Source organism: Pseudomonas sp. HS6, assembly GCF_023375815.1.
In the GTDB taxonomy this organism is placed as follows: domain Bacteria; phylum Pseudomonadota; class Gammaproteobacteria; order Pseudomonadales; family Pseudomonadaceae; genus Aquipseudomonas.
Map to the genome: position 1 here is coordinate 4932087 of NZ_CP067412.1, position 19703 is coordinate 4951789.

At 62.1% G+C, this 19703-nt stretch carries 16 protein-coding genes and 1 pseudogene; 6 read left to right on the forward strand and 11 right to left on the reverse strand.

Annotation, left to right across the window (positions count from 1 at the left end):
• Positions 1 to 91: 91 nt before the first annotated feature.
• Positions 92 to 940: pseudogene (locus JJN09_RS22360) on the forward strand (histone deacetylase); the annotation flags it as partial.
• A 294-nt stretch (positions 941 to 1234) separates the two neighbouring features.
• On the forward strand, positions 1235 to 2476 hold the full coding sequence (locus JJN09_RS22365) for a TIGR03862 family flavoprotein (RefSeq protein ID WP_249483825.1): 1242 nt from the start codon (positions 1235 to 1237) through the stop codon (positions 2474 to 2476).
• Between the two features lie 358 nt (positions 2477 to 2834).
• Here JJN09_RS22365 and JJN09_RS22370 read toward each other — a convergent pair whose 3' ends face one another.
• Together JJN09_RS22370 and yedA are read right to left on the reverse strand one after the other, a co-directional pair.
• Entirely contained in the window at positions 2835 to 4172 is a 1338-nt protein-coding gene (locus tag JJN09_RS22370) for a DEAD/DEAH box helicase (RefSeq protein ID WP_249483827.1), read from the reverse strand.
• Between the two features lie 52 nt (positions 4173 to 4224).
• Positions 4225 to 5175: a drug/metabolite exporter YedA gene (yedA, locus tag JJN09_RS22375; protein ID WP_249483828.1), complete on the reverse strand. Its 951-nt coding sequence runs from the start codon at positions 5173 to 5175 to the stop codon at positions 4225 to 4227.
• Between the two features lie 163 nt (positions 5176 to 5338).
• On the opposite strand from yedA, the gene JJN09_RS22380 reads away from it, so the two are divergent.
• Positions 5339 to 5794: an Lrp/AsnC family transcriptional regulator gene (locus tag JJN09_RS22380; RefSeq protein WP_085612578.1), complete on the forward strand. Its 456-nt coding sequence runs from the start codon at positions 5339 to 5341 to the stop codon at positions 5792 to 5794.
• 126 nt (positions 5795 to 5920) lie between these two features.
• Here JJN09_RS22380 and JJN09_RS22385 read toward each other — a convergent pair whose 3' ends face one another.
• From JJN09_RS22385 to JJN09_RS22395, 3 genes are all read right to left on the reverse strand, one after another.
• The gene (locus JJN09_RS22385) at positions 5921 to 6526 is read right to left on the reverse strand and encodes a PolC-type DNA polymerase III (protein WP_039771802.1); all 606 of its coding nucleotides are present in this window, start codon (positions 6524 to 6526) and stop codon (positions 5921 to 5923) included.
• Positions 6527 to 6566: 40 nt separating this feature from the next.
• Positions 6567 to 7046 carry an NYN domain-containing protein gene (locus JJN09_RS22390; protein WP_007958730.1) on the reverse strand — a complete coding sequence of 160 codons (480 nt, stop codon included), beginning with the start codon at positions 7044 to 7046 and terminating at the stop codon, positions 6567 to 6569.
• 137 nt (positions 7047 to 7183) lie between these two features.
• Positions 7184 to 7942 (reverse strand): DUF2076 domain-containing protein, encoded by a 759-nt coding sequence (locus JJN09_RS22395; protein ID WP_207864674.1) that lies wholly within the window; start codon positions 7940 to 7942, stop codon positions 7184 to 7186.
• A 178-nt stretch (positions 7943 to 8120) separates the two neighbouring features.
• On the opposite strand from JJN09_RS22395, the gene JJN09_RS22400 reads away from it, so the two are divergent.
• Together JJN09_RS22400 and JJN09_RS22405 are read left to right on the forward strand one after the other, a co-directional pair.
• Entirely contained in the window at positions 8121 to 8795 is a 675-nt protein-coding gene (locus JJN09_RS22400; protein ID WP_249483829.1) for a YciC family protein, read from the forward strand.
• Between the two features lie 73 nt (positions 8796 to 8868).
• Entirely contained in the window at positions 8869 to 9945 is a 1077-nt protein-coding gene (locus tag JJN09_RS22405) for an endonuclease/exonuclease/phosphatase family protein (protein ID WP_249483831.1), read from the forward strand.
• A gap of 2 nt (positions 9946 to 9947) precedes the next feature.
• Here JJN09_RS22405 and JJN09_RS22410 read toward each other — a convergent pair whose 3' ends face one another.
• The 5 genes from JJN09_RS22410 to JJN09_RS22430 form a co-directional block, all read right to left on the reverse strand.
• Positions 9948 to 10784: an ABC transporter ATP-binding protein gene (locus JJN09_RS22410; RefSeq protein ID WP_249483832.1), complete on the reverse strand. Its 837-nt coding sequence runs from the start codon at positions 10782 to 10784 to the stop codon at positions 9948 to 9950.
• Positions 10772 to 11575, reverse strand: coding sequence for an ABC transporter permease (locus JJN09_RS22415; protein ID WP_007958721.1), 804 nt, complete (start codon positions 11573 to 11575; stop codon positions 10772 to 10774). The genes JJN09_RS22410 and JJN09_RS22415 overlap by 13 nt, the downstream gene beginning before the upstream one ends.
• A gap of 10 nt (positions 11576 to 11585) precedes the next feature.
• Positions 11586 to 12563: an ABC transporter substrate-binding protein gene (locus tag JJN09_RS22420; protein WP_249483833.1), complete on the reverse strand. Its 978-nt coding sequence runs from the start codon at positions 12561 to 12563 to the stop codon at positions 11586 to 11588.
• Positions 12564 to 12966: 403 nt separating this feature from the next.
• Positions 12967 to 14337, reverse strand: coding sequence for an aspartate aminotransferase family protein (locus tag JJN09_RS22425; RefSeq protein ID WP_249483834.1), 1371 nt, complete (start codon positions 14335 to 14337; stop codon positions 12967 to 12969).
• A gap of 32 nt (positions 14338 to 14369) precedes the next feature.
• Complete coding sequence (locus JJN09_RS22430; RefSeq protein WP_249483836.1) at positions 14370 to 15863, reverse strand: aldehyde dehydrogenase; 1494 nt, start codon at positions 15861 to 15863, stop codon at positions 14370 to 14372.
• A 239-nt stretch (positions 15864 to 16102) separates the two neighbouring features.
• Between JJN09_RS22430 and JJN09_RS22435 the strand changes: the two genes are divergently transcribed.
• Positions 16103 to 17017 carry a LysR family transcriptional regulator gene (locus JJN09_RS22435; protein WP_007958716.1) on the forward strand — a complete coding sequence of 305 codons (915 nt, stop codon included), beginning with the start codon at positions 16103 to 16105 and terminating at the stop codon, positions 17015 to 17017.
• Between the two features lie 3 nt (positions 17018 to 17020).
• On the opposite strand, the gene hrpB is transcribed toward JJN09_RS22435, so the two are convergent.
• Entirely contained in the window at positions 17021 to 19540 is a 2520-nt protein-coding gene (gene hrpB, locus JJN09_RS22440; protein WP_249483838.1) for an ATP-dependent helicase HrpB, read from the reverse strand.
• Positions 19541 to 19703: the final 163 nt, after the last annotated feature.

Genomic DNA, 19703 nt, shown 5'->3' on the forward strand with positions numbered 1-19703 from the left:
CTACCTTGATTGGGTTTGGGGGGCCAGTATAGCTACGCAGATCGAGGACGGTGGAAGACGGGTCAGGCAGCGTATACCACTGCATAAGTTGAAATTCAGCCTGCTGCGCGATCACCTGGTGGACAGCGGCCTGACCCGCGATGAAGACCTGCTGCGCCCTGAGTTGTGCCCCGCCGATATCCTCGCCCTGGCTCATGACCGCAGTTACATCGAACGCTACATGAGTGGCGAGCTGTCCCGCGAAGACCAGCGGCGCCTCGGCCTGCCGTGGAACGAAGCGCTGGCGCGACGCACCGTGCGGGCGGTCGGCGGTTCGATCCTGGCGGCAGAGAAAGCGCTGGAACATGGTCTGGCCTGTCACCTCGCTGGCGGCACTCATCACGCCCACTACGACTATCCCGCCGGGTTCTGCATCTTCAATGACCTGGCGATCATCAGTCACTACCTGCTGCAAAGTGGCCGGGTGAACCGCGTGCTGATCTTCGATTGCGACGTGCATCAGGGCGACGGCACTGCACGGATTCTGCACAACACCCCGGAAGCGATCACCGTTTCCCTGCACTGCGAAAAGAACTTTCCTGCACGCAAAGCCGAAAGCGACTGGGATATTCCGCTGCCCAACGGCATGGGCGACGCCGATTACCTGAAAGTGGTCGACGATGCACTCAACTATCTGCTGCCGCTGTATCAGCCGGATCTGGTGCTATACGACGCTGGTGTCGACGTGCACAAGGACGACGCCCTCGGCTATCTGCAACTGACCGACGAAGGTGTTGCCGCCCGCGACGAAAGCGTGATGCGCCACTGCCTGGGTCGCGACATCCCGGTCGTCGGCGTGATCGGCGGCGGTTACAGCAAGGATCGCCACGCCCTCGCCCGCCGCCACGGCATCCTGCATCACAGCGCGCAGCGCGTCTGGCAGTCATCCGGTTGTCATTGAGTTGTGCTGCGTTACCCACAATGGCTGTGGAACGGCCTGTGGATAACCTGAGCGAAAGGGACTACAGCCCACGCTGAACATGGCCTGCAGCAAGCTGGTTATTTTTTGATCAGACCTTTAGATCATCACAAATCCCTGTGGGAGCGAGCTTCGTCCGGGCGGCGATCCGACGATGGCGTCAGCACATTCAACATTTAACTGAATGACTCACCGCTTTCGCGAGCAAGCTCGCTCCCACCCAGTGACTGCGCTGTTAGAATGCGCGCCATATTTCGTCAGACCGCAGCGCACGCCATGACCCAGACTTCCGCCGCCCTTCCCGCCCACGTCGCCATCATCGGCGGTGGCCCCGCCGGCCTGATGGCCGCCGAAGTGCTGAGCCAGGCTGGAGTCCGCGTCGATCTGTACGACGGCATGCCCTCGGTGGGCCGCAAGTTCCTGCTGGCCGGGGTCGGCGGCATGAATATCACTCACTCCGAAGCCTACCCGGCGTTCCTCTCGCGCTACGCCGAACGCGCCCCGAACATCGCCCCGCTGCTGCGCGCATTTGACGCCGACGCACTGTGCCGCTGGATTCACGAACTGGGCATCGAAACCTTCATCGGCAGCTCCGGCCGGGTGTTCCCCACAGACATGAAAGCCGCGCCATTGCTGCGCGCCTGGCTCAAGCGCCTGCGCGACAGCGGCGTGGTTATCCACACCCGCCACCGCTGGCTCGGCTGGGATGAAAACGGCGCGTTGCGCATCGACAGCCCGGAAGGCGAGAAAACCCTCAATCCCGACGCCACCCTGCTGGCCCTCGGCGGTGGCAGTTGGTCGCGGCTGGGCTCCGACGGCGCGTGGATGCTGCCGCTGGAGCAACGCGGCGTAGGACTGGCGCCGTTACAGCCGAGCAATTGCGGCTTCGAGGTGCAGGCCTGGAGCGAAGTGATGGTCAGCAAATTCGCCGGCGCGCCGCTGAAAAATATCGCCATCGGTTTGAACGACGATGTTCCGCGTCTGGGTGAATGCGTGATCACTGCGACCGGAATCGAGGGCAGTTTGATTTACGCGCTCTCAGCACCGATTCGTGAGGCGATCAATGTGCACGGTACAGCAACTATTCACATCGACCTCCTGCCCGGCCGACCTGTGGATAAATTGCAGACGGCGTTGAGCAAACCTCGGGGTTCGCGCTCGATGGCCAAGCATCTGCACAGTCAGGTCGGGATTGATGGGGTGAAAGCGGCGCTGTTGCGTGAACTCACTGATGCCGCAACCTTTGCCGATCCGGCGCTGCTGGCCCGGGCGATCAAGGCCTTGCCGCTGACGCTGGTGAAAACCCGTCCGCTGGACGAAGCGATCAGCAGTGCCGGTGGCGTGACGTTCGAGGCGATGGATGAGCGGCTGATGCTCAAGGCGTTGCCGGGGGTGTTTTGTGCGGGGGAGATGCTGGATTGGGAAGCGCCGACGGGGGGGTATTTGCTGACGGCTTGTTTTGCCAGTGGGCGGGCGGCAGGTCTTGGAGTTTTGGAGTGGTTAAGACGGGAGATTTGAGTCGTCCCCCCTTCACCCTCACCCCCGCCCTCTCCCGGAGGGAGAGGGAGCCGACCGAGGTGTCAGGCGTCATCCATCGACCTGAAAGACCGAGTCGATTATGGATTCGGGAAAGCAGGATCAGGTCGGCGCATCTCTGAAGCATCCCCCCATCAGTCCCCTTCCCTCAGAGAGAGCCGACCGAGGTGTCTGGCGTCCGACATCGACCTGAAAGACCGAGTCGATTATGGATTCAGCGATCGAGTGCTTTTAAAAACCTGAGTTCGAATCGATATTTCAGGTCGGCGTAATTCGTAAAAACAACCCCGTCAGTCCCCTCTCCCTTTGGGAGAGGGTTAGGGTGAGGGGCTTTTGATCTTTAAGGCTTACGCTTACGCGGCCCAGTATTGAACACCGGCACCTTGCGCACAGGCTTGATCGCCACCTCCGGCGCCGGGGTGTCCCCGCTGTCCACCCACTTGCCCAGATTGCGCTTGCCGCCACCCCCGGAAGCTTTCGGCTTCTTCGGTTTCTTCGGCTTCTTGATCACCTGACCACTGGCATCAGTGTCCGGCACACGGTGCTCCGGCACGAAGTCCGGCTCAACTTCACGCTTCAAGGTGGCTCGGGTCAACGTTTCAATCGCCGACAACATGTTCACTTCATCAGCACACACCAGCGAAATAGCCTCACCGGTTGCGCCCGCGCGGCCGGTCCGGCCGATACGGTGGATGTAATCCTCGGCAACGATCGGCAGATCAAAGTTGACCACCAGCGGCAGGTCTTCGATATCCAGACCACGAGCAGCAACATCGGTCGCCACCAGAATCTGTACTTCACTGGCCTTGAACCGATCCAGCGCACGCTGACGGGTCGCTTGCGGCTTGTCGCCGTGGATGCCGTCGGCATTCACGCCCAGGCCCTGGAGTTTTTCAACCAGCGCGTCCACGCCATTGCGGGTCTTGGCGAACACCAGCACCTGCTTCCACTTGTTCTTGCGCATCAGGTGCACGAACAGTTCCGGCTTGCGCTTCTTGTCCACCGTCACCACCCACTGCTTGACGGTGTTGGCGGCAACGTTGCGCGGGCTGACTTCGATGCTCAGCGGATCGTTGAGCATCTGCCCGGCCAGCAGGCGGATGTCATCGGAGAAGGTCGCGGAGAACAGCAACGTCTGACGTTTCTTCGGCAGCGCGCGGTAAATGTTCGCCAGCTCTTCGGAAAAGCCCAGGTCGAGCATGCGGTCGGCTTCGTCGAGCACCAGGGTTTGCAACTGATTGAATTTCAGCGCCTTCTGGCGGAACAGGTCGAGCAAGCGGCCCGGGGTCGCCACCAACAGATCAACGCCACCGCGCAGCTTCATCATTTGCGGGTTGATGCTGACGCCGCCGTACACCGCGTAAGTGCGCAACGGCAGGTTTTCGGCGTATTGGCGCACGGCTTCGTGGACTTGCTCGGCCAGCTCGCGGGTCGGCACCAGGATCAATGCGCGCACCGAGTTGGCAGCGACTTTCGGCCCTTCCATGCTCAGCAGCTGCAACAGCGGCAAAGCGAAACCGGCGGTCTTGCCGGTGCCGGTCTGGGCCGCGGCCATCAGGTCGCGACTGGCCAGCACAGCGGGAATGGCTTGCGCCTGCACCGGCGTCGGGGTCTGGTAGCCGAGCTTCTCGAGGGAGCGCAGCAAGGGTTCGATCAAGCCAAGGGTGGCGAAAGTCATGGGAGTACCGTAGGAAAAATCAGAGCAAGTGTGCGATGGCGCGCAGTTTACCCTAATTCGCACGTTGCTCCGTCGCAATGGCCTTCGCTGCGGCAGCAGGCTCGCTGACCACCGGAAGCTGCCGTGGGCGGCGCCACTGCGGCAGACCGATCAGCACCACCGCGCCGATGATCACCAGCATCGCCAACGCCTCCTCGATCCCGATGGTCTCGCCGACAAACACGATCCCCAGCAACACCGCCACCGCCGGGTTCACATAGGCATAACTGGTGGCCGCCGCCGGACGAACGTTTTTCAACAGGTACATGTAGGCGTTGAAAGCGATGATCGAGCCGAAGAAGATCAGGTACGCCAGCGCCAGCCAGCCTTCCAGCGGCGGCATGGCCTGCAAATGTTCACCACTGGCCGCGCTGCCGATCAGCAGCACCACGCCGCCCACCAGCATTTCCACGGCACTGGCCATCGCGCCCTGAGGCAACGGCAGGTGTTTGCTCCAGACCGAGCCGAACGCCCAGCTCGCCGCCGCGAAAATCAGCAGCGCCGCACCCAGCGGGCTCGATTGCAGGTTGGAGCCCATGTTCAGCATCGCGATGCCGATAATCCCCATCGCCACCCCGGCCCATTCCAGACGGGTGTTTCGTGCGCCCCAGAAATAACCGCAAAGCAAAGTGAACAACGGCACCGTAGCCACCGCCAGCGCCGCGACACCCGACGCCACGCCGCTGTGCTCGGCCAGCGTCACCGCGCCGTTACCGAAGCTGAGCAGCAGAATCCCGATCATCCCCGCCGCTTTCCACTGCGCCCAGGTCGGCGCCGGTGCCCCGCGCCAGCGCAGGAACGCATACATCAGGCTGCCGGCAATCACGAAGCGCACACCGCCGAGCATCAGCGGCGGCCAGTATTCGACGCCGATGCGGATCACCAGATAGGTCGATCCCCATATCACGTACAACGCAAAAAACGCGGCGATCAGCGGCAAGGAAAAACGGCGCACGGCAGACATGAGACGACTCGACATCAAGGCAGGGAGACTGGTTATTCTAGAAAGGCCAACCGCTAAAAATAAGTTACAAAACCTGTTTATCGCGCCGGTACACTTTTGAAAACACGGAGATCGGCGGCCGATACCGCGATTTCGAAAGTCTGGCATTTTCAGGAGTCCGACCTTGGACAAATACGACCGCATGCTGCTCAGCGCCCTGCTCGAAAACGGTCGCGCGTCCTACGCCGACCTCGCCCGCAAAGTGAACCTCTCCGCCCCCGCCGTTGCCGAGCGCGTGGCCAAACTCGAGGCCAGCGGCGTCATCACCGGTTACTCGGCCAAGGTCGACATGGCCAAGCTCGGCCTGCCGATCCAGTGCGTCATCGAACTGCGCCTGAACCAGCACGGCAACCCGAAGGTGTACGACGAACTGATCAGAATTCCGCAACTGACCGAATGCCACCGCGTCACCGGCGACCCGTGCGTGATCATGCAGGCAGCCGTAGGCTCGATGACCGAACTGGAAGAGCTGATCAACCGGGTGGCGAAATTCGGGTTCAGCAAGACGTCGATCGTGTTGTCGAGTGCGATAGAGAAACGGGTGCCGCTCGGTCACATCGAAGGGAACGGCAAATCCTGAGGCGATGGTGATCCCTGTGGGAGCGGGCTTGCCTGCGATGAGGCCGTCACATCCAACAATTTGGGTGACAGACAATACGCCATCGCGGGCAAGCCCGCTCCCACAGGGAAATTCGTTTGCCTGAAATCAGCGATAGCGTTGCAGGTGCTCGCCGACCTTGGCGGCCGGCACCTTCTGCAATTTGCACAGCAGGTCGTGCGATAGCTCCCGCACCCCATGCTTGCGCCGCAATTCATCCGCCAGATGCGCCAGCAAATTCGCCGCCATCTCCGCATCCGCCATCGCCCTGTGCGCCTGGCCGGTATGCGGCAGTTGGGCGAAGGTGGTGAGCGTGCCGAGCTTGTGGTTCGGCGCCGCTGGCATCAAACGGCGAGCCAGCAACAGCGAGCACGCAAAATTCTGCAAACGAGTACGTTTGATCCGGCCCAGTTCAAAGTCCCAGAACTTCTGGTCGAAGGCGGCGTTGTGCGCCAGCAGCGGTGTGCAGCCGACGAATTCGTTGACTTCGTTCATCACCTGCTCGGCCGAGGGCGCGGTGCGCAGCATGGCGTTGCTGATGCCGGTGAGTTGTTCGATGAAGGCCGGGACGCGTACGCCCGCGTTCATCAGGCTCTGGTAACGCTCGACGATGCGGCCGTTTTCCAGCATGACCACGGCAATTTCCGTGGCCCGGCAGCTGCTGCTCGGCGAGATGCCGGTGGTTTCAAAGTCGATGACTGCAATGCGTTCCAAACCGGGTGGTACTCCGTCCAAATCAATTCTTGAGCAACGCTCAGTTTTTCAACAGCAGCGCGCCTTCGATCGGCACGTAACGGCTGGCGGCGCGGATCAGCGAGTTGGCGGTCAGGCCGGGGACGCCGTAGGCCACCGCTTGCACGCCGTGTTTATTGATGATGCGTTCGAGCAGCATGTCGAAGTCGCCATCACCGGAGGCCAGGACAATTTCGTCGACGTGGTCGGCGGCGTCCATGATGTCGAGGGTGATGCCCACGTCCCAGTCGCCCTTGGCCGAGCCGTCGCTGCGCTGGATGTAGGGTTTGAGTTTCACGGTGAAACCGAGGTTGCGCAGGATCTGCTGGAACTGCTGCTGTTTGCTGTCGCCCCGGTCGATCGCGTAGGCGTAGGCCTCGACTATCTGCCCGTGCTGGCTGACATCCGCCCACAGTGCCGCATAGTTGAAGTGGCAACCATAGGCCTGGCGCACGGTGTAGTAGAGGTTCTGCACATCGGCGAACACTGCGATTTTTTTCACCGGAGTTCCTGTGAGCGCTGACGCGCATGAGCCGGATCAGGCACCAGGCCCGAAAAAGGCGCTCAGTATGCCAGCCCGAAGGAAGGTTCCGCGAATAATCGGCCCGGGGCGCTCAGGCGCCCCGGACGAATGGTGAATCAGACGAAGGAATCGTCGTCATCGAAGAACGACGAGTTGTCATCGCTGTAGTCGGTGTCGGTGAAGCCACCCTGGTTGTTGCCGAAGGAGTCGTTGTTGGCCATGCGCTGGTCGTCGCCCCAACCGTTATTACCCTGGTCGGCCACTTGCGCAGGCTCTTCCTTGATCACTTCGACGATTTCTTCCGGCTGCTGGTTGTGATGGAACAGGCTGCTGATGCCTTGTGCCAGCATCACGCCACCTGCCACACCCGCTGCGGTTTTCAGGGCGCCGCCGAGGAAGCTGCTGCCCGCCGCCGGGGCCGCTTGTTGCTGACCATAACCCGGTGGTGGCGCGCCGAAGTTCTGTTGTGGCGCGGGTGCACCGAAGTTCTGTTGCGGTGCCGGTTCACGCCAGCCGCCAGTGGACGCCGGGGCGCTTTGGGTCGGCGCCGGGCGCGGGCTGCTGCCGCCGAAGATGCTCGACAGGAAACCACCGCCGCTCGGCGCCGGGGCTGCGCTTTGCGCCTTGGCCGATTGCAGTTCGGCTTGCAGTTGCTGAACCTGTTGAGTCAGTTGTTTGTTCTGTTCGTCGAGGCTCTTGATCGCGGCCTCCTGCACCAGAATCGCCTGGGTCATGAAATAGCCTGCGGCCGGTTGGCGCGTCAGGTGTTCCTTGATCCGCGCCTCAGCCAGGGCGTCGCGCGGGGCTGCCTCCGTTTCGGCCTGTTGCAGCCGGGAAAACAGTCCATCGATCAGGGTTTGCTCTTCGCTGTTCATGGCGACCTCGTAGATTGCCGGGGATAACGTTGCCCTCCTCCACGGTGGAGGAGGCGCACCTCTGTAATGGAGGCAGTGACAGAATGTTTCAATGGTCTTTACCGAACGTTTACGTTTGCGCCCGGCAGCACATCATCGGTTAAAGTGAGCCACTGTTTTTGACCTGCGATACCGACTGATGAATGCCTTCGATGTGCTGCGTGACTCGCTGTATTTCTTTAAACGCAATCTGGCGCGGATCGTCCAGCTGTGCCTGCCGCTGGTGATCTTCGAAGCCGCGCTGCAACAAGTGGTGGATCACACAACCGACCCGGACGGTTATTCGGCCATCAGCGTGATCGTCGGCCTGCTGGTTTATCCGCTGTACACCGCCGCGCTGATCCTGTTTCTCGACGCCCGCACCCGTGGCGAATCCCCGCAAACCCTCGATCTGCTGGCGATGTCGGCGCGCCTTTGGCCACGCTTTGCCGTGCTCACCGCGCTCAACACGCTGCTGATTCTGCTCGGGCTGTCCCTGTATTTCCTGCCAGGCCTGTGGCTGATGGTCACCCTGGCCTTCGGTGAATACCTGCTGGTGCTGCGCGGCTACGGCCCGTTGCAGGCCATGAAGGAAAGCCTGCGCCTGAGCCGTGGGCATTTCCTGCGGATTCTGGTGTGCATCCTCTGTGTGATGGGGCCGCTGTGGCTGCTCAAGGGTTTGACCTTGCAGGTCTATCCCGATCCGCAGAATCCGTTGATCGCCGTGTTGATCGACAGCGGTCATAGCTTCCTGCAACTGTTTACCAGCGTGGTGCTGTTCCGCCTGTTCATGCTGATCAGCGAATTGCCCGACAAACGTGACGGAATAGTCTGACCGCTCTGCGCTTGGGTGATGCGGGGGTCTCGCGTATGCTCGGGACCACTTCCGTATCGCTATAAGCCGAGCCATGACCCGTCTACTGCGCTACACCCTGCTCTCCGTGCTGCTGGCCGTCGCGCTGATCGGCATGATGATCTTCAGCCTGACCTGGCGCCCCGACGCCCGGGAGACCCTGCCGGTCAGTTGCACCGGGCAGCCGCCGACGCTGGTGCCCGGCCAGGCGCTGAAGGTCATGACCTGGAACGTGCAATACCTGGCCGGCAAGCGTTACGTGTTCTGGAACGACCTGGCCCACGGCGACGACGAGTCCCCCACTCTTGAAGACATGGCGTTCAGCCTCGACGAAGTGGCCCGGGTGATCCGCGACGAGCAACCCGATGTGGTGTTGATCCAGGAGCTGGATGACGGCGCCAAGGCCAGCGACTATCAGAACCAGCTCAAGCTGTTGCAGGAGCGCCTCGCCGACCTCTATCCGTGTAGCGTCCATGCCTTCGACTGGAAGGCCGATTTCGTTCCAGATCCGCATATCTTCGGCAGCGTTGGCCGGCAACTCGCCACCCTCAGCCGCTTTCGCATCGAACACGCCGAACGCCTGCAATTGCCGGTGCAACCACTGAATATCATCAGCCGTCAGTTCCAGCCGAAAAACGCCCTGCTCGCCACCACCCTGCCGTTCAGCGATGGCGGGCAACTGGTGGTGTTCAACACGCATCTGGATCGCGCCATCCAGCCGGACGAAACCTTGCAGGCGCAAGTGGCGGCGGTGGCCAAGGTGCTCGACAAACACGAAAGCCACGGCACGCCGTGGCTGATCGGGGGTGACTTCAACCTGTTGCCGCTCGGCCAGTACCGGCGCCTGCCCACCGAACAGCGCACGCCCTACTCCGTGGACAGTGCGCTGCATCTGCTGTGGGACAAGTACCCGATGATCCCGACCAATAACGAAGCCAGTGGCATCGACCGCGCCAAGTGGTTGACCCATTACCCCAACGACCCTGGCCTCAATGGCCCGGACCGCACGGTCGATTACCTGTTCTACAGCCCGAAAATCAAACGGGTCGAAGCCACGGTGCGTCAGGACGATACGTTGCGCATTTCCGATCATTTGCCGGTGATTGCGAAGTTCCTCCTGCCACCCAACTGATCTCAGTGAGCCTCTTCAAGATCGTCGTGCAACAGCCCGAAGATCTGCCGCTTCATGTCGATGAACGAGCGCTCCATGACCATGTCCAGCGTGCGTGGACGTTCGATCGGCACATCCAGGATCTGCTTGATCCGCCCAGGCCTGGCGCCCATCACATACACCCGGTCGCCGAGCAGGATCGCCTCGTCGATGTCGTGAGTGACGAACAGCACGGTTTTTTTGCTGTTGCCCCACACACGTAACAACAGCTGCTGCATTTGCAGGCGCGTCTGGCTGTCGAGGGCGCCGAAGGGTTCGTCCATCAGCAGGATCTGCGGATCGTTGGCCAGCGCCCGGGCAATCGCTACCCGTTGCATCATGCCGCCGGACAACTGCTTGGCGTAGTTGTCGGCAAATCCTGACAAGCCAACTTCATGGACGTAGTGATCGACGATCTCCTTGCGCCGCGCCGCCGGCATACCCCGACGCTTGAGGCCGAACTCGACGTTCTGCCGCACCGTCAGCCACGGGAACAGCGTATAGCTCTGGAACACCATCCCGCGATCCGCGCCGGGGCCCTGCACTTGCTGGCCGCCGACGTAGATTTCGCCGGAGGTCGGCTCGGCCAGGCCGGCGGTGAGATACAGCAGGCTCGACTTGCCGCAGCCCGACGGCCCGACCAGCACTGCAAATTGCTGATCCGGCACTTCGAACGACACTTCCTCCAGCGCGGTGAACGTACCGCCGCCGGGTTTGGTGTAGCGCAGGCTGACCTTGTCCACCTGCAACCTTGCCGCGGCGAGTGTCGGTGCGGCGACCGGCTCGATGAAACGACGGTTGGCAGCGGTTACTGAGCCCATGCGGCAATCCTCAAACGCAAGAAGCGAAACAGTTGATCGGTGACCAGGCCGAGCAGGCCGATGATCGCGATGGCGAGAAAAATCACGTCGACCTGAAAACCACGCATGGCTTTGAGGCTCAAATAACCGAGGCCACTGGAAGCCGCGACCAGTTCGGCGACCACCAGATAGGTCCAGGCCCAACCCATGGTCACCCGCAAAGTGTCGAGCACGCCGGGCAACGACGCCGGGGCGATCACATGCAGCACCGCGTCACGCCGGTTGGAGCCGAGGGTGTAGGAGGCGTTGATCAAGTCCTTGGAAATGCCTTTGGACACGTCCGCGATCATCACCAGTTGCTGGAAGAACACGCCGAAAATGATCACCGACACCCGCTGTTCCAGACCGATGCCGATCCACAGGATGAACAGCGGCACGAACGAGGTCACGGGCAAATAGCGGATGAAGTTGACCAGCGGTTCGAGGAACGCCTGGACGATGCGAAAGCTGCCCATCAGCAAGCCCAGCGGCACCGCCACCAGCGACGACACAATGAAGCCGACCATCACCACTTCGACACTGGCCCAGACATGCTGGCCGAGGGTGCCGTCGCGGCTCAGGCGCACGGCGGCTTCGACCACCGCGCCGGGCGTCGGCAGAAACATTCCCGGTACGATGCCGCCGTAGGACAACCCGGCCCACAGGCCGACCAGCAACACCCAGGCCAGACCGCTGGCGCTCCACACTACCGGCACCGGCAATCCGGTCTTCGGTGTGATGCAGCGGCTCAGCCATGAATTGCGCTTGAACATGACCAATCTCCTAGAGCGGGCTGACGAAACGGTTGTCGACCAGATCGTCGTTGCTGACGTTGTAGGGCTTGCCCTGCAATTCGCTGGCGGTTTCGTTGGCCAGTTTGATCAGCGGTGCGCTATCCCCCGGCGTACCCGGTTTGCCCAGCAGCTTCTCGCTCATGGCCTGATCGTAGAAACGCACGCCTTGCGCGGCAGCGGCCAGTTCCTTCGGATCGGACAGGTAACCGCCGACGCCCTTGGCCATGATTTCGTAGGCTTTCTGTGGATGGTCCTTGGTGTACTGCACGGCTTTGTAGAGACCGGCGACCAACGCCTTGACGTCTTCCGGCTGCTTCTCGATCACCGTGCAGTTGAGCGCCACCACATCGACGATCACGCCCGGCGTACTGCTGCTGTCGATCAGCACCTTGCCCTGCTGCTTGTCGCGCACCATCGACAGATGCGGCTCCCAAGTCACGGCGGCCGGCACGCGACCGGCGATGAACGCGGTGGCGGCATCGTCGGCGGTCATGTTCTGCACGGTGATGTCGCTCATGCTCATGCCGTTCTTTTTCAGCAGGTACGAGAGCCAGAACTGCGAGGTCGAACCCTCGTTGACGGCCACGGCCTGGCCCTTGAGTTCTTGCAGGCTCTTCACGTTTTTACCGACCAGCACGCCGTCGCCGCCATGGCTGTCATCCAGCGCGGCCACAGCCTTGAAGCAGAACTGCGGGCGGTACTTGAGCACTTCGTCGATGGTCGAGGCCGAGCCGGACAATTGCCCGGACGCCTGAGCGGCCATGTACATCGACGCTTCTTCGACCACCGGCAATTCGACGGTCAGGCCGTTTTCCTTGAAGTAGCCCAGATCCTGGGCCAGATACAGGGTGCCGTAACCGACCCACGTGGTGTGGCCGATCGACAAGGTGCCGGCCTGGGCGGCGGTGATTGAAAGGGCGGAGATCGCCAGAGGACATGCAAGACGGGTAAACAAGGACTTGTTCATGGAGCACTCCCAACGCTGTTGATTTAGTTGTCATGGGCAGTACGGCCAGCCGGGGTGTCGCGATTGCACGCTGCGGTCTCTGCTGGACTCTGGCGGGCAATGCCTTGGCTGGCGAAATCGATGTTGACCCAGGCTTGGCGTCAGGAAAACGAGGAAATAGTTAGACGCGAACGATGAAAAAACTGGGTAGTGCGCACCGCGAAAGGGCGCGTCGGACGGGGGTGCACGGAGGGGGTGCAGGACAGCAAAAACGATGTTGAATCGGCTGACGTAATCGCGAGCAAGTCGAAACGTCGCACCGCCGCTCCCACAGGTTTATCGGACGTTCACAAAATTGTGATCCACCCCGAAACTGTGGGAGCGAGCTTGCTCGCGATAAGGTCCGAAGGACCTTCAATAGAGCTTAGAGCCGACCGTATTCCTGCGCCGTACGATCCAGCGCTTTCAGGGTCTTGCCCACCAGCTCGTCAATCTCTTCACGGCTGGCAATCAACGCCGGCGCCATGATCATCCGCCCCAAAGTCGATCGAATGATCACCCCCTCCTCAAAACCAATCGTACGGCAGCGCCATGCGATGTCGTTCTCATTGGCGAAGCGCTTGCGCGTGGCCTTGTCTTCGGCCAGTTGCAACGCCGCAACCATGCCCGTGCCCTGGATATCGCCCACCAGCGGATGATTACCGAACACCTCGCGCAGGCACTGTTGCAGGTACGGGCCGATGTCATCCTTGACCCGCGTCACCACGCCTTCATCACGCAGGGCCTTGAGGTTGGCGATCGCCACCGCCGCCGCCACTGGGTGCCCGGAATAGGTCAGTCCGTGGGCGAACACCCCGCCCTGCTCCACCAGCACATCGGCCATTTTCTTCGACAGAATCAAGCCGCCCATCGGGATGTAGCCGGAGGTCAGTCCCTTGGCGATGGACAGGGTGTCCGGCTCGAAACCGAAGTACTCGTGGGCGAACCATTCGCCGGTGCGACCGAAGCCGCCGATCACTTCATCGGCGCACAACAGCACGTCGTACTTGCGGCAGATGCGCTGGATTTCCGGCCAGTAGCTTTCCGGCGGGAAGATCATTCCGCCCGCGCCCTGGAACGGTTCGGCGATGAATCCGGCGACCTTGTCGGCGCCCAGTTCGAGGATCTTCGCTTCCAGTTGCCGCGCGGCTCGCAAGCCAAATTCAGCCGGTGTCAGGTTGCCTTCGTGGGCGAAGAAGTACGGCTCGTCGATGTGCGCGATGTCGGGAATCATCCCGCCCATTTCGTGCATGAACTTCATGCCGCCGAGGGCCGTCGCCGCCAGGGTCGAACCGTGATAGCCGTTCCAGCGGCCGATCATGATTTTCTTCTCGGGCTTGCCCAGCACCTGCCAGTAACGGCGCACGGTACGGATCAGCACCTCGTTGGCCTCGGAGCCGGAGTTGGTGTAGATCGCGTGGCTGTAATGCCCCGGCAGCAGGCTGAACAGCAGCTCGGAGAGCTCGATCACCTGCGGGTGGGTGGTGTGGAAAAACATGTTGTAGTACGGCAACTGCTCCAGTTGCCGGCTCGCGGCGGCGTTCAGATCCTTGCGGCCGTAACCGAGGTTGGTGCACCACAGCCCGGACATGCCGTCGAGGTAGCGCCGACCGTCGTTGTCCCACAGGTGCAGGCGGTCACCGCGCACCATCACCCGTGGGCCTTCGTCGTTGAGGGCCTTCTGGTCGACGAACGCATGAATGTGGTGCGCTGCATCGGCGGCCTGGTAGTCGCGGGTTTCACGTGAGGTGGTCATCGCCGGATCTCCTTTCTTGTTGTGAGCGGCTGTCATGAGCGCAGTTGAAACCAGGTGGTTTTCAACTGGGTGTATTTGTCGAATGAATGCAGCGACAGGTCGCGACCGAAACCGGACTGCTTGCCACCGCCGAACGGCACGGTCACGTCCAGCGCATCGACGCTGTTGACCGACACCGTACCGGCTCGCAATTGCCGCGCCACCCGGTGCGCGCGATGCAGATCATCCGTCCACAGCGACGCCGCCAGACCGTAGACGCTGTCGTTGGCCAGTTGCAAGGCGTGAGCCTCGTCATCGAACGGAATCACCGCCAGCACCGGGCCGAACACTTCTTCGCGAAACAGGGTCATGTGCGGCTGCACGTCGGTGAAAATCGTCGGCTGAACGAAGTTGCTCGAACCGTTGAAACTCAACTGCCGCCCGCCACAGACGCGGGTCGCGCCTTCGCGTTCGGCCTGGTGGATGAAGCGCAAGATGCTTTCGGTTTGACCGGTGTCGACGATTGCCCCGGCCGCACTCGCGGGGTCCAGCGGATCGCCCGGCTGCCAGCGCTCGGCCTGAGCCTTCAGCCGTTCAACGAACTCATCATGAATCGAGCGCTCCACCAGCAATCGCGAGTTGGCCGAGCAGACTTCGCCCTGATTGAAGAAGATCCCGAACGCGGCTTTCTGCGCCGCCAGATCCAGATCCTTGCAGTCGGCAAACACCAGATTGGCGCTCTTGCCGCCGCACTCCAGCCACACCTGTTTGAGGTTCGACTGCGCGGAATACTGCATGAAATATTTGCCGACCTGCGTCGAGCCAGTGAACACCAGACAATCGACATCCGGGTGCAGGCCCAAGGCTTTGCCGGCCTGCTCGCCGAGCCCCGGCAGCACGTTCAGCACGCCGGCCGGCAGCCCGGCTTCCAGCGCCAGTTCGGCCAGACGCAAGGCGGAAAACGGTGATTGCTCGGCGGGTTTGAGAATCACCGAATTGCCCGCCGCCAGCGCTGGCGCAAGTTTCCACGCGGCCATGTCCAGCGGGAAATTCCACGGCACCACGGCGGCGACCACGCCCAGCGCTTCGCGGGTGATGGTCGCCAGCACATTCGAAGCGCTTGGCGCGACCTGATCGTAGAGTTTGTCGAGGCTTTCGGCGTACCAGCGAAACACCCCGGCGGCGCCCGGCACGTCGATGTTGTAAGCGTCCATAACCGGTTTGCCCATGTTCAGCGAATCGAGCAGTGCCAGTTCTTCGCGATGGGCCAGAATCAGATCCGCCAGACGCAGCAGCACTTGCTTGCGCTCGGTCGGTGAACGCCCGGCCCAGGTGCCGGCCTCGAACACCTGCCGTGCATTGCGCACCGCCGCATCGACGTCCTCTTCACCGCACGCGGCGACGTTTGCCAGCAGTTGGCCGGTGGCCGGGTTGATCGCGGCAAAGGTCTGCCCCGACTGCGCTGGACGCAACTTGCCGTCGATCACGGCCCGATCGGGAAAACTCAATTCAGCGGCCTTGCGCTGCCAGTCTGCAAGCTCGAACACGGTGGATGCTCCTTGGACTTTTATTCTTTTGAGAACAGTGCGGAATCGATAGTCGCTCAGGCCTGCGTGAGCTAAAACCAGTAAAAATGTCTTCGCAGACAATAAAAAAGGTAGCCAGCCGATGGCCCCTTCACGCGCGCATAAGGCTATTGTTCAGGAACAAAAATACCGCCGACAGAACGGAGGCCGGCGGCTTACAAATTGCTTGGATGTGGAATCCGTTCGCTTTGAGGTTCACCGTGGCCGCTTACAACCTGCGTCAGTTGAAATACTTCATCACCACCGTCGAATGCGGCAGCGTCGCCGAAGCCTCGCGCAAGCTGTACATCGCGCAACCGGCGATCTCCACGGCGATCAAGGGGCTGGAAGACAGCTTCGGCGTGCAACTGCTGATCCGCCATCACGCCCAGGGCGTGTCCCTGACACCCAGCGGCGCGCGGTTCTTCCGCAAAGCCCAGGAACTGCTGCGCATGGCCAAGGAGTTCGAACAGAACGCCCTCGCCGACAACGACGTGGTGGCCGGGCAGATCGATATCGGCTGCTTTGAAACGGTCGCGCCGCTGTACTTGCCGCAGCTGATTGCCGGGTTCTCGGCGCTGTATCCGGGGGTGAAAATCCGCATCCGCGACGGCGAACAACAGGAGCTGGTGCAAGGCCTGACCTCGGGCACCTTCGATCTGGCAATCCTGTACAAGCACGACCTCGACGCCACCATCGAAACCGAACCCTTGATGCCCGCCCAACGGCCTTACGCCCTGCTCCCGGCAGATCATCGCTTCGCCCAACTCAAGCAAGTGTCGCTGCGGGACTTGTGCCTGGAGCCGATGATCCTGCTCGACGTGCAACCGAGCCGCACCTACTTCGTCAGCCTGTTCGAAGAACTGGGCCTGTCGCCACGCATCGAATTCAGCTCGCCGTCGATCGAAATGGTGCGCGGCATGGTCGGCCAGGGTTTCGGCTTCTCGATCCTGGTCACCCGCCCGCATTCGGAATGCACCTACGACGGCAAGAAAGTCGTGTGCGTGGACATCGTCGAAGACGTTACCGGCTCAGGCCTGGTGGCCGCGTGGCTCAAACGCGGGCAACTGACCAAACCGGCGCAGTTGTTTGCCGATTATTGCCGGGAGCAGCTGACGGCGAAGGCCAGTCGCTGACCGTCAAGTACCGCGCGGTTTGGCTCGTGCGGTAGCTTCAGCCACCAGCGGATCATCCGGCCAGTAATGCTTCGGATACCGCCCCTTCAAATCCTTCTTCACCTCGGCATAGGTGCTGCGCCAGAAGTTGGCCAGATCCTGCGTCACCTGCACCGGACGCCGTGCTGGCGACAGCAGGTGCAGCTTGACCACTTGCCGGCCGCCGGCGATGCGCGGTGTGTCGGCGAGGCCGAACAGTTCCTGCAAGCGCACGGCGAGAATCGGTGGTTGTTCGCTGTAGTCGAGGCGAATCGACGAGCCCGACGGCACGCTCAGGTGATGCGGAGCCTGTTCGTCGAGTTGCTGTGGAAGCGGCCACGGCAGCAGATTGCGCACGATGCTCGACAGGTCGAGGTTGGCGAAATGGCTGAGCCGCGAGACCTTGCCCAGATAAGGCATCAGCCAGTCTTCGAGGGTTTTCAGCAGCGTCGCGTCGCTGACATCCGGCCATTGGCTGTCGCGTTTGGCGTCCAGATCGAGCTGGCGCAGCAAGGCGACCCGCGCCTGCCACTGGCGCAGTTCCGGGGTCCACGGCAGCAGCTCCAGCCCCTTACGCCGTACCAGATTGACCAGCGCCTGGCTGCGGGCGTTTTCGTCGAGACTGGTCAGCGGTTCACGGCTGAGGATCAGTTCGCCAACTTTGCGCTGACGCTCGGCGCGCAGCACGCCTTCGCGTTCGTCCCAGTCCAGTTGATCGACGGTGTGCACCTGTTCGGCCAGCACCGAATCAAACAGCGCCGGATCGAAATCCGCCGCCAGATAAATCCGTTCTTCACGCTGACCTTGGCGGCTGCCGAGGTCGGCGATCACGATCCACGGTTCCTTCATCAGGCTGTCGGCTTCGGCGAACAGCGCCGCACGACCGTTGGCCAGACGATATTCGGCACCACCGGCACGCCGCTGCTGGGCGACGCGATCCGGGTAGGCCAGCGCTAGCAGCGCGCCGAGCCAGCGCGGGTGGTCGGGATCGCTGACCGGCTCGCTCGCCTTACCGCGAAGGTAGCCACGATATTGCCGCGCCAGTTGCCGGGCGCGCTGCACCCCGCCCTGAGCACCGCGCGCCGCGCGCTCTTCGCCGGACAGCAGCACCAGACGACTGTGCAGATCCGCCCCCGCACCGCGCAAAATGTCGCGCTCACCGAGCAACGCGGCGACGTCGCACGCCATGGTCGCCAAACCCAGTGCCTGACCGCGTAGCAATAAATGCGCGATGCGCGGATGCGCCGGCAATTCAGCCATGGCCTGACCGTGACGATTGAGGGTTTCACCGTCCAACGCACCGAGGCGCTGCAACAGATCCTGCGCCTGTGCATACGCGGCCGCTGGCGGCACGTCCAGCCAGATCAGATCACTCGGCACCACGCCCCAACGACCGAGTTGCAAAGCCAGGCCGGCGAGATCCGCCGAAAGGATTTCCGCACTGCCATAGGCCGCCAGTTGTTCGTGCTGATCCTGCGACCACAGGCGATAACAAACGCCCGGTTCCAGACGCCCGGCTCGACCCGCACGCTGGGTGGCGCTGGCTTTGGAGATGCGTTGAGTGTCGAGGCGAGTCATGCCGCTGCCCGGATCGAATCGCGGCACTCGCGCCAGTCCAGCATCGATCACCACGCGCACGCCGTTGATGGTCAGGCTGGTCTCGGCGATGTTGGTGGCCAGCACCACCTTGCGCTGACCCGTCGGGGCCGGATCGATGGCGGCACGCTGGGCATTAAGGTCGAGTTCACCGTGCAACGGGCAGAGCAAGACGTCACTGCGCGCACCGATGGCGTCCGCCAGTTGCTGATGGACACGGCGGATTTCCGCCTGCCCCGGCAGGAACACCAACAGGCTGCCGGTTTCATCGTGCAGCGCTTCGAGTACCGTTTGCGTGACGCGTTGATCGATGTATTCGCCGGGCTGGAACGGCCGGCCCCAGCGCATTGTCACCGGGTACATCCGGCCCTCGCTGCGCAGGATCGGCGCGTCGTCGAGCAACCCGGCCAGACGTTCGCCTTCGAGGGTGGCGGACATCAGCAGAATCTTCAGCGGTTGTTCAGCTCGAAACAGTTCGCGACCGTTCAGACTGAGGGCCAGCGCCAGATCGGCGTCGAGACTGCGTTCGTGGAATTCGTCGAAGATCAGCAGCCCCACGCCGTCCAGCGCCGGGTCGTCCTGCAAGCGTCGGGTAAGAATGCCTTCGGTGACCACTTCGATGCGTGTGTTGGGGCCAACCTTGCTGTCGAGGCGAATGCGATAACCGACGGTTTCACCGACCTTCTCGCCCAGCTCGCTGGCCAGCCGTTCCGCCGCTGCGCGCGCGGCCAACCGACGAGGTTCGAGCATGAGAATGGTCTGCCCGTTCAGCCACGCTTCATTGAGCAAGGCCAACGGCACACGGGTGGTTTTACCGGCGCCGGGCGGTGCTTCGAGCACGGCTTCGTGGCGTGTCGCCAACGCTTCACGCAGGGCGGGTAAAACTTCATCGATCGGCAAAGAAATCATGCTGGCTCCCCATGGCGTGCCCACAGTAAATTGCGAGTCGCGTTAAAGTTGTGAGCGTGCCAGGCAAGGCGCGGGAGGCAGGTAAGGGTCGTTTCCTTGCCAAGTCCCGCAACGCAGCATGGCGCGCTCACAGCTTTAGCCCGGAGGGCCGAACCCCGAAAGG